Annotated in this window: 27 protein-coding genes and 2 pseudogenes; 23 read left to right on the top strand and 6 right to left on the bottom strand. The window is 55.4% G+C overall.

Annotated elements, in window-relative coordinates:
• Nucleotides 1-224: 224 nt before the first annotated feature.
• The gene (locus tag ACR0B5_RS14850; RefSeq protein ID WP_480541401.1) at nt 225-374 is read left to right on the top strand and encodes a hypothetical protein; all 150 of its coding nucleotides are present in this window, start codon (nt 225-227) and stop codon (nt 372-374) included.
• A gap of 585 nt (nt 375-959) precedes the next feature.
• On the opposite strand, the gene ACR0B5_RS14845 is transcribed toward ACR0B5_RS14850, so the two are convergent.
• On the bottom strand, nt 960-2,222 hold the full coding sequence (locus tag ACR0B5_RS14845; protein ID WP_480541585.1) for a replication initiation protein: 1,263 nt from the start codon (nt 2,220-2,222) through the stop codon (nt 960-962).
• 581 nt (nt 2,223-2,803) lie between these two features.
• On the opposite strand from ACR0B5_RS14845, the gene ACR0B5_RS14840 reads away from it, so the two are divergent.
• From ACR0B5_RS14840 to ACR0B5_RS14825, 4 genes and pseudogenes are all read left to right on the top strand, one after another.
• A complete protein-coding gene (locus ACR0B5_RS14840) occupies nt 2,804-4,189 on the top strand; it encodes an AAA family ATPase (RefSeq protein ID WP_170380699.1) in 1,386 nt (461 codons plus the stop codon).
• Entirely contained in the window at nt 4,182-5,249 is a 1,068-nt protein-coding gene (locus ACR0B5_RS14835) for a ParB/RepB/Spo0J family partition protein (RefSeq protein WP_480541399.1), read from the top strand. The genes ACR0B5_RS14840 and ACR0B5_RS14835 overlap by 8 nt, the downstream gene beginning before the upstream one ends.
• A gap of 677 nt (nt 5,250-5,926) precedes the next feature.
• Nucleotides 5,927-6,091: pseudogene (locus tag ACR0B5_RS14830) on the top strand (M81 family metallopeptidase); the annotation flags it as partial.
• A 48-nt stretch (nt 6,092-6,139) separates the two neighbouring features.
• On the top strand, nt 6,140-6,724 hold the full coding sequence (locus ACR0B5_RS14825) for an MlrC C-terminal domain-containing protein (protein WP_480541583.1): 585 nt from the start codon (nt 6,140-6,142) through the stop codon (nt 6,722-6,724).
• Nucleotides 6,725-7,088: 364 nt separating this feature from the next.
• Here the strand turns inward: ACR0B5_RS14825 and ACR0B5_RS14820 are convergent, their stop codons facing one another.
• On the bottom strand, nt 7,089-7,763 hold the full coding sequence (locus tag ACR0B5_RS14820) for a GntR family transcriptional regulator (RefSeq protein WP_480541397.1): 675 nt from the start codon (nt 7,761-7,763) through the stop codon (nt 7,089-7,091).
• 132 nt (nt 7,764-7,895) lie between these two features.
• On the opposite strand from ACR0B5_RS14820, the gene ACR0B5_RS14815 reads away from it, so the two are divergent.
• From ACR0B5_RS14815 to ACR0B5_RS14765, 11 genes are all read left to right on the top strand, one after another.
• On the top strand, nt 7,896-8,393 hold the full coding sequence (locus tag ACR0B5_RS14815) for a TRAP transporter small permease (protein WP_480541581.1): 498 nt from the start codon (nt 7,896-7,898) through the stop codon (nt 8,391-8,393).
• 3 nt (nt 8,394-8,396) lie between these two features.
• Nucleotides 8,397-9,683 carry a TRAP transporter large permease gene (locus ACR0B5_RS14810; protein WP_480541395.1) on the top strand — a complete coding sequence of 429 codons (1,287 nt, stop codon included), beginning with the start codon at nt 8,397-8,399 and terminating at the stop codon, nt 9,681-9,683.
• 19 nt (nt 9,684-9,702) lie between these two features.
• On the top strand, nt 9,703-10,713 hold the full coding sequence (locus ACR0B5_RS14805; RefSeq protein ID WP_480541393.1) for a DctP family TRAP transporter solute-binding subunit: 1,011 nt from the start codon (nt 9,703-9,705) through the stop codon (nt 10,711-10,713).
• Nucleotides 10,714-10,734: 21 nt separating this feature from the next.
• Nucleotides 10,735-11,703, top strand: coding sequence for a C-terminal binding protein (locus tag ACR0B5_RS14800; protein ID WP_170474905.1), 969 nt, complete (start codon nt 10,735-10,737; stop codon nt 11,701-11,703).
• Nucleotides 11,697-12,356, top strand: coding sequence for a bifunctional 4-hydroxy-2-oxoglutarate aldolase/2-dehydro-3-deoxy-phosphogluconate aldolase (locus ACR0B5_RS14795; protein ID WP_480541391.1), 660 nt, complete (start codon nt 11,697-11,699; stop codon nt 12,354-12,356). Before ACR0B5_RS14800 ends, ACR0B5_RS14795 begins: the two co-directional genes overlap by 7 nt.
• On the top strand, nt 12,353-13,003 hold the full coding sequence (locus ACR0B5_RS14790) for an RraA family protein (RefSeq protein ID WP_425085520.1): 651 nt from the start codon (nt 12,353-12,355) through the stop codon (nt 13,001-13,003). The genes ACR0B5_RS14795 and ACR0B5_RS14790 overlap by 4 nt, the downstream gene beginning before the upstream one ends.
• 70 nt (nt 13,004-13,073) lie before the next feature.
• A complete protein-coding gene (locus ACR0B5_RS14785; RefSeq protein WP_480541389.1) occupies nt 13,074-14,264 on the top strand; it encodes an L-dopachrome tautomerase-related protein in 1,191 nt (396 codons plus the stop codon).
• Nucleotides 14,265-14,326: 62 nt separating this feature from the next.
• Complete coding sequence (locus ACR0B5_RS14780) at nt 14,327-15,244, top strand: sugar kinase (RefSeq protein ID WP_480541387.1); 918 nt, start codon at nt 14,327-14,329, stop codon at nt 15,242-15,244.
• Between the two features lie 3 nt (nt 15,245-15,247).
• On the top strand, nt 15,248-15,952 hold the full coding sequence (locus ACR0B5_RS14775) for an SDR family NAD(P)-dependent oxidoreductase (RefSeq protein ID WP_480541385.1): 705 nt from the start codon (nt 15,248-15,250) through the stop codon (nt 15,950-15,952).
• 12 nt (nt 15,953-15,964) lie between these two features.
• Nucleotides 15,965-16,492: a 2,4'-dihydroxyacetophenone dioxygenase family protein gene (locus ACR0B5_RS14770; RefSeq protein WP_480541383.1), complete on the top strand. Its 528-nt coding sequence runs from the start codon at nt 15,965-15,967 to the stop codon at nt 16,490-16,492.
• Nucleotides 16,470-16,871, top strand: coding sequence for a methylglyoxal synthase (locus ACR0B5_RS14765; protein ID WP_480541381.1), 402 nt, complete (start codon nt 16,470-16,472; stop codon nt 16,869-16,871). The genes ACR0B5_RS14770 and ACR0B5_RS14765 overlap by 23 nt, the downstream gene beginning before the upstream one ends.
• Nucleotides 16,872-17,063: 192 nt before the next feature.
• Here ACR0B5_RS14765 and ACR0B5_RS14760 read toward each other — a convergent pair whose 3' ends face one another.
• On the bottom strand, nt 17,064-18,011 hold the full coding sequence (locus ACR0B5_RS14760) for a LysR family transcriptional regulator (protein ID WP_480541379.1): 948 nt from the start codon (nt 18,009-18,011) through the stop codon (nt 17,064-17,066).
• Nucleotides 18,012-18,248: 237 nt separating this feature from the next.
• Between ACR0B5_RS14760 and ACR0B5_RS14755 the strand changes: the two genes are divergently transcribed.
• A complete protein-coding gene (locus ACR0B5_RS14755; protein WP_480541378.1) occupies nt 18,249-18,989 on the top strand; it encodes an SDR family oxidoreductase in 741 nt (246 codons plus the stop codon).
• A 1,086-nt stretch (nt 18,990-20,075) separates the two neighbouring features.
• Complete coding sequence (locus ACR0B5_RS14750) at nt 20,076-20,363, top strand: hypothetical protein (RefSeq protein WP_480541376.1); 288 nt, start codon at nt 20,076-20,078, stop codon at nt 20,361-20,363.
• Between the two features lie 44 nt (nt 20,364-20,407).
• Here the strand turns inward: ACR0B5_RS14750 and ACR0B5_RS14745 are convergent, their stop codons facing one another.
• Together ACR0B5_RS14745 and ACR0B5_RS14740 are read right to left on the bottom strand one after the other, a co-directional pair.
• Nucleotides 20,408-21,103, bottom strand: coding sequence for a substrate binding domain-containing protein (locus ACR0B5_RS14745; protein WP_480541579.1), 696 nt, complete (start codon nt 21,101-21,103; stop codon nt 20,408-20,410).
• A gap of 42 nt (nt 21,104-21,145) precedes the next feature.
• A pseudogene (locus ACR0B5_RS14740) lies at nt 21,146-21,319 on the bottom strand (helix-turn-helix domain-containing protein); the annotation flags it as partial.
• 113 nt (nt 21,320-21,432) lie between these two features.
• On the opposite strand from ACR0B5_RS14740, the gene ACR0B5_RS14735 reads away from it, so the two are divergent.
• Together ACR0B5_RS14735 and ACR0B5_RS14730 are read left to right on the top strand one after the other, a co-directional pair.
• The gene (locus ACR0B5_RS14735; protein WP_480541374.1) at nt 21,433-22,368 is read left to right on the top strand and encodes a VOC family protein; all 936 of its coding nucleotides are present in this window, start codon (nt 21,433-21,435) and stop codon (nt 22,366-22,368) included.
• A 14-nt stretch (nt 22,369-22,382) separates the two neighbouring features.
• On the top strand, nt 22,383-23,003 hold the full coding sequence (locus ACR0B5_RS14730; protein WP_480541372.1) for an alpha/beta hydrolase: 621 nt from the start codon (nt 22,383-22,385) through the stop codon (nt 23,001-23,003).
• Here the strand turns inward: ACR0B5_RS14730 and ACR0B5_RS14725 are convergent.
• Nucleotides 22,965-23,939: a LysR family transcriptional regulator gene (locus ACR0B5_RS14725; RefSeq protein WP_170559777.1), complete on the bottom strand. Its 975-nt coding sequence runs from the start codon at nt 23,937-23,939 to the stop codon at nt 22,965-22,967. The genes ACR0B5_RS14730 and ACR0B5_RS14725 overlap by 39 nt on opposite strands.
• A gap of 113 nt (nt 23,940-24,052) precedes the next feature.
• Between ACR0B5_RS14725 and ACR0B5_RS14720 the strand changes: the two genes are divergently transcribed.
• From ACR0B5_RS14720 to ACR0B5_RS14710, 3 genes are read left to right on the top strand one after another with little or no spacing between them, the layout of a single operon-like run.
• Nucleotides 24,053-24,814, top strand: a complete 762-nt coding sequence (locus ACR0B5_RS14720; protein WP_480541370.1) for a pirin family protein — start codon at nt 24,053-24,055, stop codon at nt 24,812-24,814.
• Nucleotides 24,811-25,065 carry a DUF1427 family protein gene (locus tag ACR0B5_RS14715; protein WP_170660612.1) on the top strand — a complete coding sequence of 85 codons (255 nt, stop codon included), beginning with the start codon at nt 24,811-24,813 and terminating at the stop codon, nt 25,063-25,065. Before ACR0B5_RS14720 ends, ACR0B5_RS14715 begins: the two co-directional genes overlap by 4 nt.
• Before the next feature lie 30 nt (nt 25,066-25,095).
• Complete coding sequence (locus ACR0B5_RS14710; protein WP_170660611.1) at nt 25,096-25,800, top strand: hydrolase; 705 nt, start codon at nt 25,096-25,098, stop codon at nt 25,798-25,800.
• Nucleotides 25,801-25,816: the final 16 nt, after the last annotated feature.

The following is a 25,816-nucleotide window of genomic DNA, read 5'->3' as shown; positions in this document are numbered from 1 at the left end:
AACTTGCTGTATCGTTTTCACTCCGTTTCGTTTCTTGTGGAGTAGAACCTAAGAGCGAAAAGATTTTTCAAATAAAATCATAAACTTATTATATGTATCCAACGCATCATGCGGCGTTTCATGATCCTGGGTATCCAGCCCAACATGCCAACATTGCTGTAGACACGCAGGCCCAATGCCATACATGCTTGGAGTAACTGACGTAAGCTACTGAGGTCATTCCAGTGTCCGATCAAAAACGACCACCAAAGCGCACAGAAAGACTGGAACTGATGCTCGACCTCAAGGAGCTTAAAGCCATCGATGATTGGGGTTCGAGAACAGATTGCCATCCAGAGCGGCCGCCATTCGAGAACTCATCCGTCGTGGTCTGATTTCCAACCAGTTCGAAGAGCCACCTACTGACGCGCCTTCCGGTGAGTTTCGTGTTGTGGATGAGTGACAGGAAACCCCACAGAGCATCCTAGCAAAGTCCTTGGTCGTTTTGCAGTACTGCGCGCTCATTAATTTGGTGGTGCAAACTATTTGGCCTATTGCTCGCGCAACCATGTCATCAGGTTTGTACTCATACCGGATCCCGGTACCATTACAGCATAGGCTCGTAACGTGCCGTCAGCAGATCACGCAGACTGCCTAAACCGGCCGTTGATCAAGCGGGAGCAAAACTGCGTATTCACACGTGTTTTGCGCCGTTCGCTGCACATGCGCACCCAAGCAACCACAGAGATCTACATTATGCTTTAACTTTGTGTTTAATAAAGGTAAGGGAAACGATCAGCGGAAGGCTGTGTTCTTTTATGGAATCAGGCCATCGTTCAAAGCACACATTATCATTCAACCGGCGGACGCGGGGCTAAGCGCCCAGCTTGAAAAAATTGCAATTCGAACTCATAATGTGCGTTATCGGAAGATTTTGATTACATTCGGAGGGTCATCCGTTTTTCGCTGCTTGCTAGAGATCAAACGGCGAAGGCTTCTGGCTCCAGATCTTCCCAAAACTCGAAAATAGCTTTGGCGTTCAAGCCCGAGCGCCAGCCATGAGATCGAAAATGCTCTCGATCTAGATCATTGTCCAAACCAGCTAAGAACAGCCGCTTGTCTGCATCTCGCTGTGTAGGGTTTCGCCGCGAAACCAGGTCTTCTACGATAGCAAGCTTGCGTGCCCTTGCCTGCCTTTCGGCTGTTCGGGCAGCATATGCCTTTTCTTCCGACGCTTTTTTCGCGACCCGCTTACGCGCGGCCTCGATGGCTTCGGGACTAGACTCGGGTTTTGGAATTTCCTTCGGATCTTCGTAGTCATCTCGCAGAGCAGCCGACAAGTACCCGACAGTCGATTTTACGCCGCCCTGCCCTTTTACGTAATCGAGCTTCTTCTGGACATAGTCTTCGCCGTGCTCCGCGATCCATTGCCGCGCCAAGCGATCTGACACACCCTGCTTCCTCAGAGTTTTGTACACGGCGAGATTGCGCACCCCATCACTATCGTCGATCTCAAACATCGCCTTTTGCGGATTACCTTTGATCAGAAAACGAATGTCAGTGACGGTTCGACCTTTCTTTTGGAATTCAGGCTCGATCAAAATGTCCGAGCTTTTGTTCACCTCCGTGACTGCTGGCTTGATGATCTTCGCGTTGAGGTGTTTGAAACTGGCGTAATAGTCACTGCCATCAACACCCATCAGTTTACGGAATACGTCCAGGGGCCACCAACCTGTCGAGCCCGTCCGCACAAATCGGTAGCAGTTTTCATACAAAGCAAGCCCATGCCCGGAACTGAAATTTCGCTGTATCTGCACGTTGATCAGCGCATAGATCTTCGGATCGTAAAGTTTTTGCGCCAGCGCGGGTGAGTATGAATACTCGCAAACCCCCCCCTTCAGTTTGGCAAAACTCAGCAGGGATGAGACGCCCCATTCCTGGCGCCCCTGCTCATCCAGCATGTCCCATTCCGCGACTGTTTCCGCCAATGCCCGCAGACTGGATCGCAGAGTGTCGAAGTCGTTTGAATTGTACCCGACCATCATAGCAAGCGTCCGCGCATCAATCGTGTGGGTCTGCGCGGTCGTCAGTGCATCATAGGCGTTCATCAACAAAACATTCGAAAGCTTTCTCTGCAGCAGAGAAAGTTTGCCGCTGATGTGTATCGCTGCGACATTCTTCTTAACAGTCTCTCGACGCAATGCGCCCGAAAGCTGATCCATGTTCAATTGTGTATCCGGCATGATTCTGCCTGGCTGCTCATTTTGCAAAAACCCTGACACAAAAGGTACCTTTGCTTCAATAGTTTTTGGGTACCCAAACACAGGATGAAGGCAATCCCGTATTCAGGTACCTTAAGAATCACGCACGCAAGTTATCCACAGAAATTGAATCAATCCGAGTCCGTTCCCGACTTCGCCCCCGGTCCTCAGCGAGAAATCACTTAGAAATAGTGTCTGTTTTCCGGAGATTTTCAGTATCCCGAGAATCAGTCCCCTACTTCCTGATCTTGGGTGCCTGGTGTCCTGTAAACGGATACCCATGATCCCGTAAAATGGTTCTTTTGGAACCGTATTTGGATACTCAAGTATATCTATTACATTGTTTTTATTACGTTCTTCTACGCTAAAGGTTCTAAAACATCTAAAAAAATAAAACGTTTTTTGTGCTGATTTCCTTTCATTATGTTTAGTTTCGTCACGAAACCGCCTCTTACTGCAATCAACTGTGGAAAAAACACCGGAAGAGGATAGTCATCTCCAACAATGTTCGCTACATTTCCCGATATACGTCGCAAAGACGAACATTTTCTGAGGCATCGACAGTGAGTAAAACCAACCAACCTCCCCTGCCCCCATATCTGAACCTCGATCCGGAAATCGCAGCGACGAAGTTGCCTAATCCTATCGGGACATCTCGATTCGCAAAAGCAGCGGCTTTCTGTGCAAAAGGACGCGAAGACCTTGCCCGTAGAGGCTATGCGCCGGATGGTGAAAAGCGACTGCGCCGATTTTCAATTTGGGAAATCACAAAATATCTGATTCCGGTTGCTCCGGCTCATCTGCGGCGTGTTTTAAAAGCGAACCCAGATTTGCCACAAGGCGAAGGTGAGGCGGGCTCTAAGTGGTTCACCCTTGAAGATGTACTAACGCTGCGCAAGCACTTTGCGGCGGAAGGTGTAAGCACGAAGGAATACCTGCCCTACCGACCCGAAGGCCTGCCGGCCAAGGTCGTGGCCGTGGCCAATTTCAAGGGAGGTGTTGGCAAAACGTCCACTGCCGCGCATCTGGCGATGTCCGCAGCCTTGGATGGGTATAAGGTGTTGGTTATCGACCTGGATAGCCAAGGTTCGATGACGTCCATACTCGGAGGCCAGGTTGCTGATGAGTGGCAAACTGTCTTCCCTCTGGTCGCTAAAGACTATGCGCGCGCGGTGCAGGAGGAAAATCGCGTCCGATCGGCTGCGGCGCAACCCGAAATTCCTCTGGATGAAACTCTGCAGGAGGCTTTGAAAACCACACCTCAGGACGTTATCCAAAAAACGCACTGGCCCAATATCGACCTGATCGGCGCGCAGCTGAACCTATATTGGGCCGAGTTCCAGATCCCCGTCTGGCGTATGGGCCTGAGAAGCTGGCCCTTATGGGACGGTCTGACAAACTTCCTTCAGGATGAAGGGGTGTTGAATGACTACGACGTTGTTTTCCTCGATACGCCTCCTGCTCTTGGGTACCTAACGATCAATGCGCTGGCTGCGGCGGACATTTTGTTGGTGCCGCTTGGGGCTTCGTTCCTTGAATTCGATTCCACCGGTCGTTTCTTCGATATGCTCTATACGACATTCGCCAGCATCGAAGATGGTGAGAACGCAGCGCAACGTGCGGCGGGTTTACCGGAACTGAAGTTCGAATGGGATGTAGTACGCGCGATCATCACGCGGTTTGACGCGAGCCAGCAGACCGATATGGCCAATGTCATTCAGGCGTATTTCGGGGATTTCATGAATGCCTACAGGCAGGACTACACGGCGCTGGTTGGGCAGGCGGGCGAACAAGTGAACGGCATATACGAAGCGGATTATCGCGATTTCAACCGTGAGACATATGTGCGCGGACGTGAGACTTTCGACAGAACTTATGCCGAATTCAAAGAGGTTCTGATCGGATGCTGGTGGCGCGATGCGCAGATGGGAGGACAGGCAGATGGCTAAACGCAGAAGACTGATTGCACCGGATACAGAGGCGCTTGAACAACTGGAGGCCGGTTTCGCGGCGAAACCCTCCGTCAGCCCGTTTGAGACCAAATCCGCCCCGCCGCCTATCGCCCAAGTCGCGGCCGAGGCAGCATCGCTTGGGGGAATGGCAGCTGTTACAGACCGTGTTGCGCTGGCTCAGGACCAGGGCGATGCTGCACGGTGGCGGGATGCACAAGAGGCCGGGTTGGTGGCCCAGATGCTGCCACTTGACCAGATCGACGCAGATTTCATTCGACGTGACCGCATGGTCGAAGATGAAGAAGCCATGGCAGAGCTCCTGGAATCCCTTCGCGTCAATGGGCTGAGAACACCGATCGAAGTCACTCCCGAAGGGGATGGCTTCGGTCTGATTTCCGGATTTCGGCGGCTTGAAGCGTTCCGACGGCTGGCGAGCACGGATCCTCGGTTCGCCGAAATCCCAGCTTTTGTTCGCAACGCGGGGACGGGGCAGGGCGCCTATGTCTCCATGGTCGAAGAGAACGAGCTTCGCGCCAATCTCACACCATATGAGAGAGGACGCATAGCCGTTCTGGCGGCAGGGCAGGGGGTTTTCCCGTCGACTGAAGCGGCTGTTGATGTGCTGTTCGCCGCTGCGTCAAAAGCAAAGCGTTCAAAGGTCCGAAGCTTTGCAATGGTCCATGAAAGCCTGGGCGATCTTCTCCAGCACCCGGTCGCCTTGTCAGAGAAGGCGGGCCTAAAGCTGGCATCGGCCATTCGAAGTGGGGCGCAAGCGGTACTTCGCGACGCTTTGGCAGGAGTAGGTCCACTGGATGCTAAGGCCGAATGGGGTATCCTTGAAAAAGCAATGAGTGACTCGTCGGATGCGTCTCAGAGCAAAAGCCGAGGTGGTCGCCCGACAGAAGTTCTACGCCTCCCAAAGAAACCGTTGAAAGGTGGAGGAGAGGTATTGGCAGAAGTCGCATCCGGTGAATTGCGGCTAAAAATCAAGGGGCGTGAACTGGCGCTGGCGGATGCGGAAGCCTTGGTGAACCAACTTTGTGAGCAATTTGAATAGATAATGGTTCAGGAATCTTTCAGTGCAAGAGGCTGGCAGAGAGAGGAAAACGAAATCATAGATGTGCGCATAAAGCTGAAATAATGAGCATTGAGTTCCATAGGGTTATTCTGCTTTGGTCCGTCAGGTGACGTTGCAAATGGCTCTGTCGCAAACTCTGTAGTCTGTAAGTCTATCTGATCGATAGCCTGTTGACGGACGATCCAAGACAGAGAGCAGTATACAGCGCCAATTTCATTTTAGGGCGTGCATTTCCCAAATGCTGTGGTCTTTTTGGCGGTTTTTTGTCCGATACGGATGTCACACAGCGATTCTGAGTAGATCAAGACGAGGTCGGCAATGATCATCCAATCGGGTCCGGTCAGAAGTATTTCAATGCTGAGCTTGAACAAAAGGTTTTTAATCCGGAAAAGGCAAAATACTATCTCAAACAGGCTGGGTTGGAGTCGCTGAACGTCGAACTCTCGTCCTCTGACGTGTTGGGAACAAAGAATTTATGAAACTTTTCATTGCGGCACTTTCGACAGAAACGAACACGTTTTGCACGATGCCGATTGCGATGTCGGGTTTTGAGGACTATTTCCTGCGACATGGTACGGCGACCCAGGAGCCTCCAAACCTTATGACGGAGGCGCTTCATCTGTGGCGCGATAAGGCCGAAACTCTGGGTTGGCAGGTTGTCGGTTTCATTGAGTCACGGTTTTCCCTGGGCAGATGTCGAAGATGTCGGCGCGCGGATGTTGGTAGTAGCAGATGGCCGGGCACAACTGGCCGAGGAGTTGGGGCGGCGCTTCGTTGAATTGCGAAACGAAGTAACCACGCGGTATCTACCGATCTCCGAGGCACTGGATCACATTGGTACACGGTCCGGTCTATGCGTTCTGGCGGACATGGGTGACAATTCCGGCGGCGGAGCTCCGGGCGACGCCACCCACTTGCTGAAAGCCATGCTGGCGCGAGGAATGACAAATTTTGCCAGCGGTCTGTTTTGGGATCCCGGAGTAGTGCGTATTTGTCAGGATGCGGGTATTGGAAGCAGATTGAAGCTTCGGCTTGGTGGAAAAACCGGTGTGGTTTCAGGGGATCCAATCGACCTGACTGCAAGGGTTATGAATATCGAGATGGGCCTGGGTCAGCATCTCGGCACTGGTCTTGAACCCATGGGCACCGTGGTCTGGCTCCGCCTGGATGGAGAAATCGACTTGTTGGTCAACGATCTGCGTGTTCAGGTTTACCATCCTGAAGCCTTCGAGCAGATCGGCATCCGGCTGGCCGAAAAATCAGCGGTGGCGGTGAAATCCCTGTTCCATTTCTACGGCCCGTTCAGCCAGATTTCGGACCACATCCTGCAGGTTGCCAGCCCCGGAGGAACACAGCCTGCGTTCCGCGACCTCGCGCTCACCAAACGAAAATTTCCGTTCTGGCCTGCGGTTGCGCAACCATTTTTAGATGAAGGCCTTGTGGACGCCGGATAGCGGTTTCAACCAATAGGTCTAGCGGTCGGAACCCAATCGCAAACAAACACAGCATCCGATGCTATGTCGTGGGATTGGAGTCACGCCAGATAAAACCCATTTCGAACTATTCATGTCCTTTCCCCTCGCACCGCCTGTTCGGCTTGCTGAATCAAGCTTTGGCCAATGAAGTGTCAACCTCTGCGGGGCGTGATCTCTGTGATGCTAGCACGCGGGGTTGAGCTTAAGGTTAGAGGATATCTGACGCTGTTCATCCGGCCAGAATGCCCCGTGCTTTAGAACGAGAACCAACTGGCCAAATGAACCCGGCATCGCCGAGGTTCTCGCCTGGTTGGGTCTAGCCGGTCAAACGATTCATCGGACGCTATCCCGAACCTGTTCCCTTGGGCTGCGTCGCATCGCTCCAATAAGACCCTTCTTTCCTGTCTATGTGGAGTTTCAGTATATCCAAGGCTTGTGGAACGTCACCATCCCGGACGCATTGAAGCAACTCAATGTGCTCCCGATAGGATTTAGCCATGTGATCAGGGTGATGCCCCAACCGGCTGCGCAACGCCGCCATTTTCAATGCAATCGTCTGATAGGCATCGTTCAGAAACCGATTGTCCGCACAGTCGAAAAGGCATTGGTGAAATAGAGTATCCAGATAAAGATATTCTGCATCATCCGCGGCCTCACGGGCCGCTGTCATCCGATCAACGCATTTTTCAAGCGCGGCATGAAGCGCCTGCGGGTTCGCCTGCATGGCCGAGGTCAAAGCGGTTGTTTCAAGGCAGACTCGTGCATCGCAAAGTTTTGCCAGTTCCTCTGGCTCCAGGTTGAACACGAATGAGCCTCTTTGCGGTTCGACGACCAACAGGCCTTCCATCTCAAGCCGATTGATTGCCTCACGCACCGGGGTGCGGCTGACCTCAAGATTTTTGGCGATTCGAGCTTCAGACAGTTGCTCACCCAGTTCGAACTCGCCTTTGATAATCCGCTCGCGCAGGTTTTCGGTCACCAATTCCGTCAATGATTTCGGTCTGTTGAATGGGCTCATGTCGCTCTCCTCAATGCGACAGTAGCAGGCCTGTTTCTAGCATACAATGTGTTAGCGTTGACAGATTGGCATACTGTATGCCAGCGTGATTCTCACGAGGAGACGGCATTGGGAGGGGCGTCTTTGCAAACTGTGGAAACATGGATTGTTGCGTTGAACCGGGCGCTGGTGGCTTTGGCGCTGGCTACGGTCTTTGCAATCGTCTTCGCCAATGTGGTGGGGCGGTACGGTTTTGGTACCTCCCTGGCTTGGGTTGAAGAGGTCGCCAGACATCTGATGATCCTCGTCGCGTTTTGCGGGGCCGGTCTTGCCTTGCGCGAAGGACGCTTGGTCGCGATCACCACAATTCCGGATTTGCTGCCCGAAGCTCTGGCCCGAATGCTGCGCTGGGGCATCGTCTTCGTCATGTTTGCCTTCATGGCGACGATGCTGTGGCTGGGCGTCAAATTCGTTGAATTCGGCTGGAACAAGGAAACCATGTCCACCGGCATTTCGCGTGGCATCCCCTATCTCGCCATCCCGATCGGGTGCGCGTTGTTCCTGATCCAGTTAACCTTTTTCGCAAAACGTTTCGTAAGCCAAGAGTTTGAACACGGTCCCAGCGCCAAAAGCGAAGAGGCAGAGGTCTGAGCCGTGGCAAAAACCCTGATCATCCTGTTCTTTGCCACTTTGTTTCTGGGCGTTCCCGTAGCCTTCACGATGGGGATCGCCGGCCTGTCCGCGATTTTTATCGACGGTTCGTTGAACCCACTGGTCGCAACCCAACGCATGTTCGCTGGGATCGACAGTTTCCCGCTGATGGCAGTTCCGTTCTTCATTCTCGCGTCTGAACTGATGACGGCCTGCGGGCTAACAAACGCTTTGTTGCGCTTTGCCAACGCTCTGGTTGGCCATGTGCGTGGCGGGCTGGGGCATGTGAACATCCTTGTGTCGATGCTGTTCGCGGGGATCAGCGGCTCTGCTCTGGCGGATGCAGCAGGGCCTTCTGCCATCGTCATGCGGATGATGCGTGAGGCCGGGTATGAGAAGAATTACGCCGGTGCCCTGTCCGCTGCGACGGCCACCATCGGCCCGATCATCCCGCCCTCCATTCTGGCCGTGATTTTTGCGATCTCAACCAATGGAGTGACGGTTGCGGGACTGTTTCTGGCCGGAATTGTGCCTGGCGTTCTGCTGGGCGTTGCGCTGGCCATCGCGAACCATATCGTGTCCACTCGCAACGGCTATCGCGGGCGTGAACATCGCGCCACAATGGTTGAATTGCGCGGTGCAACCCTGTCGGCCATTCCGGCTCTGATCATGCCAGCAATCATTCTGGGCGGCATCCTTTTTGGTGTGTTTACTCCCACCGAGGCGGGTGCGGTGGCCTCAGCCTACGCTCTGTTTCTTGGTTTCATCCTGCGCGCCTTCACGGTCCGCGCCCTGTACGCCGCTTTTGTGCGGGCTGCTGTGGTGACGTCCTCGGTCTTCCTGATCGTGGCGATGGCGTCGATCTTTGCCTGGCTGCTGACCTACCTGCAAATCCCACAGGAACTGGCGAAGCTGATTACCCAGATCACCGACAACCGTCTGGGTATTCTGTTCATTCTGGCGACTTTTGCCCTGATCTGCGGCTTCTTCATCGACACGCTGCCCGCGCTGATCATTCTGACGCCGATCCTCGGTCCTATTGCCTATTCCGCCGGGATCGACCCGCTGCAATTCGGGATGATGCTGGTGCTGAACCTGACCATCGGGATGATCACCCCTCCGGTTGGTCCGGTGCTGTTCGTGATCGCCACGGTCGGACAATTGAAAATCGAACGCCTGTCAAAAGCGGTTCTGCCGCTGCTGCTGGCTGAACTCGTGGTGCTGCTTCTGGTCATTCTTGTGCCGGGCGTCAGCACCTTCATCCCCAACTTCTTTGGATTTGCGAACTGACATGAAAGGGAGGAACCTCATGAAAACCATGTCGAAACTGATGACGGCAACAGCCGTTGTTGCAATGACCGCCGCCAGTGCGGCCTCAGCTAAAGAGCTGAAATACGCACATTTTCAAGCCGCTGACCTGAGCTCGCCCAAACACGCCGCAGCGCTGGCGTTTGAGGCCTGCGTCGAGGGCAAAACCTCGGGTTCGATTGATGTTCAGATCTTCCCTGCATCGCAGCTGGGAGGCGGGTCCGAGATCATGGAAGGGCTGCAGCTGGGCACCGTTCAGATGGCGGCGATCCATGACGGCCCGATCTCGGCTGTCTATAAACCCTTCTCGGTTTTGGCGATGCCCTATCTGTTCGACGATCAGGCGATGGCCTGGGCGGTGATGGACGGTGAATTCGGTGACGCGCTGGCTGAAGACATGCGGGCGAAAACCGGCATCCGCAGCTTTGGCGTGGCCGACAACGGGGTGCGCAATTTCACCAACAACGTGAAGCCCGTGGCCGAGCCTGCCGATATGGAAGGCCTGAAAATGCGCGTGATGACCGCGCCTGTCTGGGTGACTCTGGTCGAAAGCCTCGGCGCATCGGCAACACCCGTTCCGTGGCCGGAACTGCCCGGCGCTCTGCAACAGGGTGTCGTGGACGGTCAGGAAAACGGCGTGACGAATATCGTCAACGCGTCGCTCTACCAGCACCAGAAATACGTCTCGCTCGATGGCCACGTGTTCAGCTGGCACGCCTATCTGATGTCGGACATGTTCTTCGAAGGCCTGACGGCTGACGAGAAGAAAGCCGTCGAGCAATGCGTTGAGATCTCGAAAACGATCCACCGTGGCATGACCGCTGCTCAGGACGCGAATGCGACCGCGATCCTGTCGGAAAAAGGCATGGAAGTGGTCCCCGTCAGCCCCGAGCAGAAGGCCCTGTTCCGCGAAGCCGCGCAGCCTGCCGTGCGCGAATACATCGTGGGAGAGATCGGCGAGGAGTGGCCCGATCGCCTCGACGCCGCCGTCGAAGCCTACAAGGCGCAATAACCCATGCCGAGGGACCGTCACATGACCCACCAAACCATCGCAATTCTTGAACCCGGCTATGCCGCCTATGACACCGAGGCTTCGGTGTTGGCCGAGCAGGATGTTCAGATCGCGCCGGTCGGGCCGGAAACGGAGGCGGTCCCGGCCCTGCAGGCACTCGATCCGGTTGCCATCCTTGTGCGGGAACGCATTGTGGATGCGGCTGTGATCGATGCCTGCCCGAACCTGAAAGTCGTCGTCCGCTATGGGGTGGGCGTCGACAATATCGACTTGGACTACGCGCAATCGCGCGGCATCTATGTTGCGAATGTACCAGACTATGGTGCGGAAACCGAAGTCAGCGAACATGCGCTGGCACTGTATTTGGCCGTGCAGCGGCGCATTCCGTCCCGGGATGCCGAAGTGCGGCAGGGTCAATGGGGAGTAGGGCAGGCGGCGTTGATCCCCAGTCGCGAAAACGCCACCCTTGGCCTGATTGGCTGCGGAAAGATCGGCCTGCAAGCTGCACGGAAGTTCCGGGCCCTGGGGTTCGCTTCGGTTCTGGTTTTCGACCCCTACCTTAGCGACGACGCAGCCCAAGCGGCGGATGTGCAAAAGGTGGATTTGATCAACCTCTGCAAGGCGTCCGACGTCATCAGTCTGCATGCTCCTCTCACGCCCGAAACACGGCATATTCTGAACGCTGAGCGTATCGCACAGATGAAGCCAACCTCGATCGTGATCAACGTGTCGCGCGGCGGATTGGTGGACGAAGCCGCGTTGGCTCAGGCCCTCCACCAAGGCCGCATTTTCGGGGCAGGGATCGACGTGTTCGAACAGGAACCGGTCGATCCGACCAACCCCCTTTTGCATAGCCCCAACACCATCGTCTCAGACCACGCTGCCTGGTACTCTGAACGCTCGGTTGCGGTGCTGCAGCGTTGCGCTGCGCGTGAAGTCGCGAGAGTTCTTGAGCACGAGCAACCCGATCACTGGGTGAACAAATGGTAGATTTCGTCAGCACTTTGCGATCTGCGCAAATTGTCCCGGTGATCCGCCATAGCGACCCCGAGATCGCTTTGACGGCCTGTGACCTGCTGGCCGAGGCCGGAATCCGCGCGTTGGAGATCACCACTACGGTTCCGGATGCCGCAGCTCTGATCGCTGAGCTGTGCCAACGCTATCCTGAAATTCACACCGGCGCCGGAACGGTTCTTGACGCTGATCAGGCTGACGCAGTGTTGGCCGCTGGTGCCAAATTTGTTGTCTCTCCGTGCTGGAGCGATGCTGCTGCGCGCGAAGCCGGTGCTGCGAAAGTGCCCTATCTGCCCGGAGCAATGACACCGGGCGAGGTTCACCATCATGCGGAAAACGGTGCTGCGGTGATCAAGATTTTTCCGGCCGATGCTGCCGGAGGGCCCGGCTTCCTGAAGGCTGTCAAATCCGTGTTTCCCAATCTCGCCCTGATGCCGACTGGTGGCGTGTCTCCTGACACTGCGCAAACCTATCTGAACGCCGGTGCGCTTTGCGTTGGCATGGGTGGAAATCTGCTGCCCGCCCAGGCGCTCGAGGCCGGTCACATAGACTTGGCTCGCGCACAAATCAACGCGGCTCTCACGGCCGCATCTTTTCAATCTTCCCAACGTAAGAGGATACTCTCATGAACACCCAAGAACTCGTCGCCGGGTTTCGCGACGTGGCCACCGCATCCGTCGCGGATGCTGTGGACAAGGTGTCCGGCAAGACCGGATTTCTGCCGGCCTCGATCAAGCCGCGCATCAATGAAAAGAAGATCGTTGGCCCGGCCGTAACAATTCTGGAAGGCCCTACCGATGAATTCCTGCCTCCGCAGCACGCGCTTGACGCAATCGACGAATCCGAGGCCGGTTCGGTCATCGTGATCTCGACCAATGGCACCACCGATGTGGCGCTGTGGGGTGGTCTGATGACCGCCGGAGCCGTTGCCAACAAACACGAAGGTGCCGTTCTGGACGGTGGCGTGAGGGATCTGGTCGAGATCAAGCGCGACTATGACTTCCCGGTCTATTCCCGCTGCGTTAACCCGGGCACCACTCTGGGCCGCGTTCGTACGCTGGCTTCGAATGTAGAAGTCGACATGGGCGGTGTGATTGTACACCCCGGCGACATCATCGTTGCAGATATCGACGGTGCGGTTGTGGTCCCCCGTGAACACGCCGAAGCGATCTTGGACATGGCACGCGAAATTGATGAGCGCGAAGCCGAACAGGCGCGTCTGATCATTGAAAGCGGCTCGCTGCGCGAAGGTCTGGCGAAATACGGCCGTATCTAAAACAACAAACCGTCCCGCAGGTTGCTCGCAACAACCTGCGGGACACCAGAACACAACAAGGGAGGAATACATGCTGAAACGAATGCTCAACACGGTGGCCCTTACCGCCGTCCTGGCTACCCCGGCGCTCTCGAACGGGCCCGAGGTGGTCGCGGAATGGAACACTCTGCCCTATGCCGTCAAGGACGCGGCGACAAAATCCGCTTGGGAAGGGAGCGAGATTTACGGCAAAGCGTTGGTTCAAGGCGCCAAGGTCGACAGCCAGGGCAACATCTATGTGTCCACCGCGCGTTGGGGTGGGGCCGAGATCCCCTCAACCGTCTCCAAGCTGGTCAAGAACGGCGACACTTGGGAACTCGAGGCGTTTCCGTCTGAAGACATGAACAGCATGTCGAACCCCGATGGCCTGAAAGCCGTGCTGGGTTTTGAAATCGACCGCAATGACGTGATGTGGATTCTCGATCAGGGCCATGTTGCAGGCCCTCCGTTCAAGGATGGCGACGCGAAGCTGGTTCTGTGGGATCTGAAAGAGAACAAGGAAATTCAGCGTTATGTTTTCACCGCGGAAGAGGCGGATCGCCAGTGCTCTTTCCTGAACGATCTGGCTGTCGATAACGACACCGGCTTTGCCTATATCGCCGACAGCGGCATATTCTGTGACCCGCTGCATGGTGGCTTGATTGTTTATGACAGTAAAACCAATTCGGTGCGCCGCATTCTGGACCAGCACCGGTTCACCAATGACGAGCCGAATTTCTTTTTCAACATTGACGACCGTCCGGTACTGAAGAATGGCGGTATGCGCACCGGTGCCGACGGTATCGCGTTGTCAGGCGACAAGGAAACGCTCTACTGGACCAACCTGACGGGCAATCACCTGTATAGCCTGCCGACCGAAATCCTGCGGGACTTCGAGACCAATGAGACAGTCATCGAAAACGCGGTTGAGGTTGCTGCGGTGCTGCCTTCCAACACCGACGGGTTGACGGCGGACAACGAAGGCAACATCTACATGACCGCGCTGTCGCTGGACGGGATCATGAAGTTCGATGAATCCACCCGTCAGGTCAGCCGTTTTGTCCACCACCCGGAAATGAATTGGCCGGATACGCTGGCCTGGGGTCCAAATGGCGAGATGTATGTGGTCTCGAACCACCTGCATATCTGGGTCGATGGTGACATGAATTTTGAAGACCCCGAGATCCCGAACTTCCGTATCTGGAAGATTCCGGGTGTCGGCCAAAGCTATACGGCCGAATAATCCTCCCAAACCCCTTGGTCAGCCCACCGGGGCTGGCCCTTTTTTGCAAAGATGAGATGACCATGACCCCCGATATTTTGTGCCTTGGCGAACCGATGCTGGAGTTCAACCAGCAGCCTGACGGGAACTACCTGCCAGGACATGGCGGTGACACCTCGAACTGCGCAATCGCCGCCGCGCGGCAGGGTGCGTCCGTTGGCTACGTGACGCATGTCGGCGCGGATACGTTCGGCAATTCCTTCATGGACCTGTGGAAGGCCGAGGGGATCGACACCTCGACTGTGCGTCAGGTCGCGGATGCTCATACCGGGGTCTATTTTGTGACGCATGGCGTGAACGGGCATGAGTTTAGCTATTTCCGCGCAGGCTCGGCCAGTAGTCGGATGGAGCCATACGATCTGCCGGTGGCGGCGTTGCAATCGGCCAAGATCCTGCACGTTTCGGGGATCAGTCAGGCGATTTCGGATGTTGCCGCCGATACTGTGTTTCGGGCCATTGAGATTGTAAAGGACGGCGGAGGCCTCGTGTCCTACGACACCAATCTGCGCCTGAAGCTCTGGCCGATCGAACGCGCCCGTGCTGTGACGCACGCCGCAATGTCAAAATGCGATATTGCCCTTCCTGGTTTGGATGATGCCGAGCAACTGACTGGCCTGTCCGATCCCGATGACATCGCAGATTTCTACCTAAACCTCGGTGCAAAAATTGTCGCCCTGACGCTGGGGGCCGAAGGGACTCTGGTTGCGACACCAGACAAGCGCGAACGTGTCAAAGGCCGCCGGGTCCAAGCGGTGGATGCCACAGCCGCAGGCGACACATTTGACGGTGCTTTCCTGTCTCGTATTGTTGCGGGCGACGACCCATTTCAGGCCGCACGCTATTCCAACGCCGCTGCTGCGCTTTCGACCCAAGGGTACGGTGCGGTTGCCCCGATGCCTCGCAGCGACGCGGTCGAGGCGTTTCTTGCGGAAGGAGACTGATTCATGAAATACGCCGTTGTAATTGGCGGCACCCGCGGAATAGGCGCTGGTATCGCGGGGGAACTTCGCCGAAAGGGATGGCGCATCACTGCGACAGGTGTCGGAGCTGAAGAGGTTGCGGAATATGCCGCGCAGCACCCTGACGACTTCTGTGCGCAGTTGGATGTGCGGGATACTCAGGCTGTAACCGCGTTCTTCGGTGGGATTAAGAAGCTTGACGGGCTGGTCAATTGCGCAGGTATTCTGGCACGTGGCGCGGAGTATGAGATCGACGTTTTTGAGACAGTGATCGATATCAACCTGACCGGTACCATGCGCTGTTGTCTGGCCGCGCAACCCTTGTTGGCCGAGTCAGGTGGCGCCATCGTGAACACCGCGTCGATGCTCAGTTACTTTGGTGGGCCACTTGTTCCTGCTTATTCTGCCAGCAAAGGCGGCGTGGCGCAGTTGACTAAGGCTTTGGCCGGGAAATGGGCTGAAGATGGTGTGCGCGTCAATGCAGTTGCACCCGGATGGATCGAAACCGAAATGACAGAAGCTCTGCGCGCCGATCCGGCTCGCAACCAGCCCATTCTGGGTCGGACGCCGCTGGACCGTTGGGGCAAACCATCCGAGGTTGGCGCACTGGCCGCTTGGCTGTTGTCGGATGAGGCTGCTTTTGTGACCGGCGCTGTCTATCCTGTGGATGGCGGCTATTCTGCAATGTGAGGAGGGCAACCGATGCCAGTACAAGGAAACGACGACGATCCCAGGATGCCTTATCAACTGCCCTTCCCCAAGGATGCGCAGGATGAGATCGTCATCCCTGAAGCCGTCGCCAAAGACGAGAGGGTCTGGGTGCCGCAAACCGAAAACGTCTCGTTCCGACCGCTATGCTTGAACCGGTCCCAAGGGTACTGGATGAACCTGTTGCGGGTGCGGAAATCCGGGGTTCTGTCGAGGCATCGGCATCCGCAGCCCGTTCATGGTTTTGTTCTGAAAGGTCGATGGCACTATCTGGAACATGACTGGGTCGCGGAGGAAGGCGGCTATGTATTCGAACCGCCGGGCGAAACCCACACTCTGATTGTACCCGATGATGTCGACGAAATGATCACCTATTTCCAGGTCAACGGCGTGATGCTTTACGTTGACCCATGGGGCAAAACCATGGGGTATGAGGACGTCTTCACTAAAATCGAGATGTGCCGTAAGCACTATGAGGAAGTTGGATTAGGGGCGGACTATGTCGAGCAATTCATCAGGTAGACCGCTGAAACTGGCCCTGGTTGCCCATGACGCCAAGAAAGATCTGATGGTCGAATGGGCCCATTCCCATGCTGACATCCTAAGTCAGGCGGAATTGTTCGCCACCGGAACCACCGGTGGCCGCCTCAGGGCCGCGTTGCCTGAGCTTAATGTCACCGCGTTGCATAGTGGACCACTAGGCGGCGACCAGCAACTTGGGGCAATGATCTGCGAAGGCCGGCTGGACGGTTTGTTCTTTTTTATCGACCCAATGTCGCCGATGCCGCACGACGTGGATGTCAAAGCCCTGAGCCGTCTAGCGATTGTTTATGATCTACCCTTCGCAAGCAGCCCAAGCACAGCGGATTTCGTTCTGAAAGGGCTGACCGGACCAAAGTAGCTTTAAGGCTTTGGATGATGCTACGTTCAGTCCGACCCGTAAGGTCAGGATGTATTGATTTTCGTTGCGCTGCAGGATTCACGGCCTGGAATTTGGAGCGGTGGCTTTAGCGGTTTTTTTCTGACTGAGCGTCGAGCAGATGGCGTAGCGTCCCCCTTTTTCTCTAGCGTTAGCGCGGCAGGCCACAGTCATCTATTTGTTATGAATACTGACCCCAGGAAACGCGTTTCCCAGATCGAGTTCCGTCGAACGGCTTATTTCAGTGAATGAGTCTACAACGAAGCGCCCCAAGGGTTCATGTGCTGTTTTCTGGGTCCAAACCATTTCGCTTTCCCATTTCGGCAAATCCAGCGGCGTTGGAAAGACGTCACACCCGGCGCGCCGCGCAACCGGTGTCAACGACGTTGGCACAGTTGCAATCAAGTCGGATTGAGCGACGATATCGGGTAGCAGAGCAAATTGGGTGCAGGTCAAAACCACTTGCCGTGCTTTTCCAAGTTTCTTCAGTGCCTTATCTACCAAGCCGATTTTGTCATTGTTCAGTGTCATCAATGCATGACGAGCCTCTAGGAACGACTCAAGTGTCAAACCATCTCCGGTCAAAGGGTGATCGCGACGGGCGATACATACAAAACTATCCGGCATAATCGTCCGTCGATGAAACCGCGCAGGAAGATGTCCAAATGTACCAATGGCCAACGTCACTGTTTCGGCATCCAATTGATGAATCAGATCCGTTTTGTTCATCGGTACGAAGATCAGGCTAAGATTTGGTGCGTGTTCTGCAAAGTAAGTGACCATCGCAGGCGCCAAGCGAAGAATTGCTAAATCCGAAGCTGCAACGGTGATTTGGCCTTGGGCGTGTTTGGGATCAAACTCGGTTTGCTCCAGCATTTCGGAAACGATCGACAGCGCGCTTTTCACTTTTGGTGCCAATTCTTCCGCGCGGCTGGTTGGCACCATTCCGCCCGGCCCCCTTTGAAAGAGTGGATCTTCGAACCTGGCGCGAAGCCGGTTCAGCGCGTTGCTCATGGAGGGCTGAGCAAGACCTATAGACGCCCCAGCGCGGCCGACATGTCGTTCCCGGTACATCGCATCGAAGGCTTTGAGGAGGTTAAGGTCGAGAGAATTGATATTCATAGGATAAATTTATTGCATTCTATTTATCCATTTCAACAACTTCGTGCTGCGCATTAGATATCCGATCAGAAACAACAAACGCTCAGATTGCGGCGGGTCGATAGCTTCAAGGGACACAATGGTTGCCTGGAGCATCTAACACCGGAGTTGGGCTTGGAAGAGTGATCCTCAACCAGCAGAACCAACCCCGAGCTGCGATCCGGTGCGAACGCCACTGAAAGAAAGAGGAGTTGAACTGTGACAAACGTTATTGAAGCCGCACTAAAAGGCAAACATGTCGTCATCGTTGGCGGCGCTAGCGGTATGGGCAAGGCAACAGCTGAACTTGCAGCCAGTTTGGGCGCCAAGGTTACAATCGCAAGCCGCAACGAAGAGAAACTGTCGGCCGTTGCGTCTGAAATTGAAGGCGACATTTCGGTCGCTTCCGTCGACACCACTGACGAAGCAGCTGTCAAAGCATGGGCTGCCAGCCTCGGCGAGGTCGATCATCTCGTCATCTCGGCATCCAGCGCTGCGCACGGCGCGTTTGCTGAACTGCCAACTGACGACCTGCGCGGCATGATTGAGGCCAAATTCATTGGCCCCTACGTGACCGCTCGCGAGGTGCTGCCGTATCTGGCCGACGGCGCATCAATCACGCTGTTTTCCGGCGTGCTGAGCCGCCGCCCATCGGCCGGCGCGACCGGTCTAGGAGCGGTGAACGCGGCTGTTGAGGCTTTGACCATGGGGCTCGCGCAAGAACTGGCGGGTAAGTCCCGCGTCAACTGCGTCAGCCCCGGGATGGTTGCGACCGAAGCCTATGCAGGCATGCCAGAAGAGGCACGTGAAGGCATGTACGCACAGGTTGGTGGATCGCTCCCTGTTGGCCGCGTCGGCAGGGCCAGCGAAATCGCTCAAGCTGTCATCATGGCAATGACCAACGGTTTCCTGACAGGTTCTGTGCTGGATATCGATGGCGGGCATCTGATCAAGGCCTGAAAATCCCTGCGTGGGGGGCCTAGCTGGCCCCCTCTTATTGCGGAGCTACAAATGCCAAACTCCCCGTAATTCGACGCAATTGATCTGAGCAAGCTGGTCATCTTTTCCAGAAAGCCCACCACTTTGGATGATTTCGTCGATCAGCTAGAGGCTGATGCAATTCTGGCTGCGTCAAAATCCCTGCAAGCTGGACCGTGTTGTGTTCAACACCTTCGACGACGAATCCACTTTTGTCTATGTGGACATTCTCCAAAAAAGAGACCCTGACATGGCACTAAACTTTGGACAGGCAGCGAGGCGATCGAACGGCGCGTGTATGACGCCCGGCGTGTTAAATCCCACGCCGATTTTTAGCACGACTAGCTTTTCACCGGATTTCCGGTCTAGCCAGTTGTTCAGCCTGCCCAGTTGATCCTTATAGGGATCGTCGATGTAAAACATGCTACTGTGCACGTTCATATAGACTTCACCACCACAATCCGGGCAGACCGATACGCATTGTCCGATCTGAGATATAGCGTATCGGGGTCGATATGTTTATCGGCTTCGGCCAGAATCTCCAACCCATCTCTAACATTGCGGGTCCATGGGGTTATGCACTGTAATCTGTAACTGTTGCCCTGAGGCGTATAAACACTGCCTTTGTCAAAGCCGTTTTTATGGAACGGCTGATTAAAAACTCGAGGACTTCACGAAGACGCCCTTCGAGAACACAAGCTGTATAAATGCCTGATAGTTTGGGTCGATACCAGGGCGTGCGCTTTTCATAAGACTGGCAGTCAGATAACCACAGCGCGGACGAATGTCGCGATAGGGATAACCTATCAGCTGATTGCCATACTGCATCATTGCGAGAAAATTCCGCGCAGAGGCTTCTTGGTCTTTGAAGTCTATGCCTTCTGGCTCCGGCTCCGATCAGCACGGTTCCTGCTGCATTCAGCACCTTCGCCGTTCAGATTTCGGATTGGACCCTTGTCTGCATCAATCCCTCCGAAGCTTTCGGACCACCCGGCACGATCTCGATCGAGGCAGGTGCCACGGAAGACATCGAAAAACTATGTGAACTGACCAAAAACGGAGGAACTTATGTCTGAAGCACTTGCAGACAACCTTCCCTTTGGCGCGGAAAAATTGCCGGAAGGACGAATCCCTTCCCTCACGAACTATCGCATGCTGGGCAAAACCGGCCTTCGCATTTTCCCTTTGGCCTATAGTGTCGGTACTTTTAGCGGCGCTGTACCGCAGACGTTGACAGACAAGAAGGCAAATCCAAACGCAAATCGTCCAATTTTAGCGAAAGCTGACCGCCACATTGAGCGCTTTATCATAGGCACCCCCATTTCGTTTTCCCGTAAACAGTGTCGTTCAATCTGACTTGCCCTCTAGAGAACCAGAGCTGATTTACAGCCCAAATGGCTTCAAATTTGTGTCTCCAGGTGCGGGTGGTCTTGAACAAATTTCTCAAAGTACTCTGCAAACGTTCCAACGATCGGTGGGAGTTGTTCGTATGGGGGGTAGTACAGCGTCAACCATAACGACGCGATAGACCAGTTTGGCATCACCTGCACAACTTGCCCGCCAGCCAACCCCTTGTCAGCAATGAAATCCGGTAGAACACATATGCCCTCTCCCGCGACCGCAAGAGCGTAGAGGAAGTCTCCATTGTTGGAGATTACCTTTCCTCCTGCTTGAATTGAAACGTTGCCACCTGCATTTGAGAAATCCCAAGTTTCCGAGCGGCCTTGCGCGCTGTAAGACATCAGAAAGTCTGGGTTCAGATCGCGCGGATGATCAGGTCTGGGGATGCGTTCAAACAGAGACGGCGCAGCAATCATATGCCGCGGAACTTCGCACAGTTTGCGCCAAATTGTCGATTTGTCGGTCGGCGGGCCCGATACACGCACAGCGAGGTCGCAGTTTTCTTCGATCACATCAAGCAGGGTATCGGTGAAGTTGATCTCGACTGAAATATTCGGATAGGCGCGACGAAACCCCGAGATCACTTGCGGCAGCAACGTGACGCCTAGTGATACCGGTGCGGTCAGACGCAGATGGCCCTTGTCAGGTTGATTGGCCCTTTGAAGATTTCGTGTGACCTTTTCAAACCCCTCCAAAAGCGGTCTGTACTGCGCAAGGACAGTCGCTCCGGCGCTGGTTAGTGAAACTTGCCTAGTCGTACGCAACAGAAGCTGTGTGCCCAGGTCTCTCTCAAGCTGCGCTATGATGCGTGTTGCTGATGCCGGCGCGATGCCCAGTTCGCGCGCTGCTAGGGAAAAGCTTTTCAGGTCTGATACGGCGCGCAGAACGCGGATGGGCTTGAGCTCGATCATGTCAGCTTAATAATTCCGTTTTCGACAATAATAAAGCCACATACTTATCTATTAACTTTAATAATAGATGCGCCATCTTTGATGCAAGTTGAACACTCGCCCAGGAGCGGAACATGATCAAAGATATCAAAGGGCTGCACCACGTCACATCGATGGCCGCAGACGCCAGCGCCAACAACGCTTTTTTCACCAACACACTTGGCATGCGCCGGGTGAAAAAGACGGTCAATTTCGATGCGCCTGAGGTGTATCACCTCTATTACGGGGATGAGGTTGGAACACCGGGCTCGGTTATGACCTACTTTCCTTTTGGTCAGATGCCAAAAGGGCGCAGAGGTGCCGGCGAGGTAGGTGTGACCGAGTTTGCCATCCCTACAGGCGGTGTCGAATTCTGGAAACAACGTCTTGCATCTGAGGGCGTGACTGGGCTGGCCGATGGCACGGTCTTCGGAGAAAAGCGTCTGTCTTTTGACGGCCCCGATGGCGATAGCTTTGCATTGGTCGAGTCTGATGCGCGAGGCCGGACAGCCTGGACCCAGGGCGGTGTTCCCGATGAGGTCGCGATTCTTGGGTTCCGAGGCGCTCGGTTCGCTCTGAAGGATGTCCATGCGACGGGTGAACTGCTGACCTTCATGGGATACCAGAAAGCTGAAACCGAAGGTGACGTCACTCGTTATGTGATCGAAGGGGGCAATGCTGCGGACACGATCGATCTGCAGCAGCTATCGTCAAGTACCCCGACCGCTGGTCAGGGCGCTGGGTCCGTTCATCATATCGCTTTTGCCGTCGAGGACCGCGCCGCGCAACTGCGAGTTCGGCAGGCCTTGATGGATACAGGCTATCAGGTCACGCCGGTCATCGACCGTGACTATTTCTGGGCGATCTATTTCCGCACGCCGGGTGGTGTGCTGTTCGAAATCGCCACAAACGAGCCCGGTTTTGACCGCGACGAAGACACGGCCCATCTGGGTGAGGCGCTTAAGTTGCCTACCCGCTACGAGCCACATCGCAGCAAGATCGAGAGTCTCCTGCCCCCACTTGCATCATGATTTCAGAGGTTCAAATGTCCAAAGATCTCTATCAGGCGCTTGTGCATGCGCCGCAGCCCGCCCGTCCGCTGGTCTTTGCCTTTCATGGCACCGGAGGGGATGAGCACCAGCTTGTTGAATTGGCTGGCACTCTTGTTGCTGGCGCCGGGATCGTATCACCGCGCGGCGATGTCTCTGAAATGGGGGCCGTGCGGTTCTTCCGCCGCACGGCCGAGGGAGTGTATGACATGGAAGACCTTGCGCGTGCGACGGACAAGATGATTGCGTTCATCGAAGCCCATCGCGCGTCTCATCCGGGTCATCCGGTCTATGGCTTCGGCTACTCGAACGGGGCAAACATCTTGGCGGCGGTCTTTCTCAAACGCCCGGACCTGTTTGAGCGGGTCGGCCTTTTGCATCCGATGGTCACGTGGGAACCGAAAGCGCATCCTAAGCTGGTGGGGCGGAAAGTTCTGGTGACCGCCGGACGACGCGACCCAATCACGCCATGGCCAATGACGGAACGCCTTATCAGTTGGCTTTCTGAACATGGTGCCGAGGTCACTTCCGACGTCCATGAAGGCGGACACGAGCTACGAAACTCTGAACTGACGGCGCTAGCCTCCCACTTCAACGGGGATGTCGGCCCCGGGTGAAGGTTCACGCATTGCATTCAACGTAGATAAGACGGCGGCTTCTTTGCGCGCCCAGGACATGAACTCATGAATATGCTCTTCACGTTCCCGGCCCGGGTGGCAACATATGAAATAGCTGAACCCGGTTTCCACCACCGGGCCGAAGGGGCAAACAAGCCGTCCGTCCGAAAGTGCGGAATAGACCAGCAGCGACCCGCAGAGCGCGACACCCGCGCCTGCGATCGCAGCGTCCACAATCTGGCCGCCCGGAGGTCTTTCGAACCGCATGGCTTTCGAAGGATCGACCGCATTCGGAAGCCCGGCGTGTTGGCTCCAAAGAACCCAACTGGGAACCGACCCGTCCAGCATTGGTGTTGTATCGTAAAGAACATGCGTGGCCTTGATGTCGGCAGGGGACTTTATGTCGAACGTGTCCAGCACGCTAGGGCTGGCGACCACCAGCATCAACTCGCGGTGAAGCAACTCCGTATAGCGGTCCTCAGGCGGTTCGCTAGTGTATCGAATTTCGATATCGGCGGTCGCGTGAGTTTTATGGTCCGAAGGGTTTTCGGATTCAATGTGGACCTGAACGTCGGGGTGGTCCTTGGTGAACTTGTGCAGCCTCGGCAAAAGCCACTTGCTGATCAGCGCATTGCTGGAACTGATGCGCAGTTTTGGCGTCTTCTTGGGTCGGACCTCGTCAACCACCTGACGGATCTGCAAGAACGCTTCGCTGATCGTTGGCTGCAAGCGCTGCCCTTCCGGTGTCAGATGAATCGCGCGGGTCTTTCGCACAAACAAAGCCACCCCAAGGTCGGCCTCCAGCGCCTTAATCTGCTGGCTCACCGCACCCGGCGTCACCGAAAGCTCATAGGCCGCTTCCTTGATCGAGCCGCGCCGCGCTGCGGCCTCAAAGGCGCGCAAACTTAGCAAGGAAGGCAATCGGGACAGCGGCATGGCAATACAGAAAAACAGTTTAGCCTAACTAATGCATACCCGCAGAACTTCTGCTTTGTCGAGTTCAAACTACGCCCCACATCGAAGAGCAACAGAACTTGGAACTGAGTGAAATGATCAAGATCCACGAAAAAGCATCGCGGGGACGTACGCAAAACGGTTGGCTGGACAGCTATCACACGTTTTCGTTCGGCCAGTTCCAAGACCCGACGCGCATGGGGTTCGCCAATCTGCGCGTGATCAACGAAGACGGCCTGATCCCAGGTGGTGGTTTTGCGGCGCATGATCATGCGGATATGGATATCATTACACTGGTTCTGGATGGGCAACTGCGCCACGAGGATGATCAGGGCAATGTCGCCAGTATAAGCGCAGGCGAAGTGCAGGGAATGTCGGCAGGCACTGGCGTGCGTCATTCCGAATACAACGGGTCCACGTCGGAGCCCGCAAAATTCCTGCAAATCTGGCTGATCCCGGATCAGGTAGGTGGTCAACCTGCATACACACAAGCCTCGGTTCCGAGCGAAGGGGATGTCCTGCTCGCTGGACCTGCCTCATTGCACCCCTTGGTCCCGTTGAGATCAGAGGCGCGACTGACGCTTCGTCGGTTCACCGAAGGACAAGAACTTGCGCTTTCTGCAAATGGCGAAAGTGACCGCTTCGTTCATCTGCTGGATGGCCTTGCCTATGCCGAGCACGAACGTCTGAGCGCGGGTGACGGACTACAAGTTCCGCGATCCGAACAGGTCACTATGCAATTGCACACTGACGGGGCTGCGCTGGTTTTCGATATGCCAAGCCCCGTGGCAAGGAAAGAACCTAAAATCCTCAAAGTCAGATCAATCGAACCAGAATTGCAAGGAGACCCGACGTGACTTGGCAACCATATCTCATATCGCTCGCAGCGGGCCTCGGGATTGGGGTCATCTATGGCCTGATCGCAGTCCGCAGTCCCGCCCCGCCAATCATCGCGCTTTTGGGCCTCTTGGGTATGCTCGCAGGAGAAGCTGCAGTGCAATGGATCCGGGGTCATTCCGACGCTGTGTCACAGGCCCTGCATCTGAAATCCTTCGCCGTCACGCAGGCGGAAGAGACGAGCCAATCAACCGAACCCAAAACCCTTTAACCCCATCCAACATGAAACAAGGAATGAAAAATGTCCAAACTTGAAGTCCTTACACCTGAGAATAGCCAGATCATCTTCATCGATCATCAGCCGCAGATGGCGTTCGGCGTACAATCGATTGATCGTCAGACGCTAAAAAACAACACCGTTGCCTTGGCCAAAGCCGCCAAGATCTTTGACGTGCCCACTATCATCACCACGGTCGAAACGGACAGCTTTTCCGGGCACACCTATCCTGAACTTCTGGATGTAAACCCACAGGCGCCTTTGCTGGAACGCACGTCCATGAACTCCTGGGACGACCAGAAAGTCCGCGATGCACTTGCACGCGGGGCAGCGGAAGGCCGCAAGAAAATCGTTGTCTCGGGTCTTTGGACCGAGGTCTGCAATATCACCTTTGCGCTGAGCTGCATGGCCGACACGGACTACGAAATTTACATGGTTGCTGACGCGTCGGGCGGTACGTCGGTTGATGCCCACAAATACGCGATGGATCGGATGGTTCAAGCTGGAGTTGTCCCGGTGACCTGGCAGCAGGTACTTCTGGAATGGCAGCGAGATTGGGCACGGCGCGACACCTATGATGCTGTCATGGACTTGGTGCGTGAACACTCCGGTGCCTACGGCATGGGCGTCGATTACGCATACACGATGGTCCACAAGGCACCCTCGCGCACCCGCCACGCTGGACCAACGCTGGAAGCGGTGCCCGCCGGAAAAGTCGCTGCAGAGTAGTCTGCAGCGCCACGCC

The organism is Ruegeria sp. AG1 (genome assembly GCF_056541705.1).
This window is presented reverse-complemented; position numbering and strand designations above follow the sequence as displayed.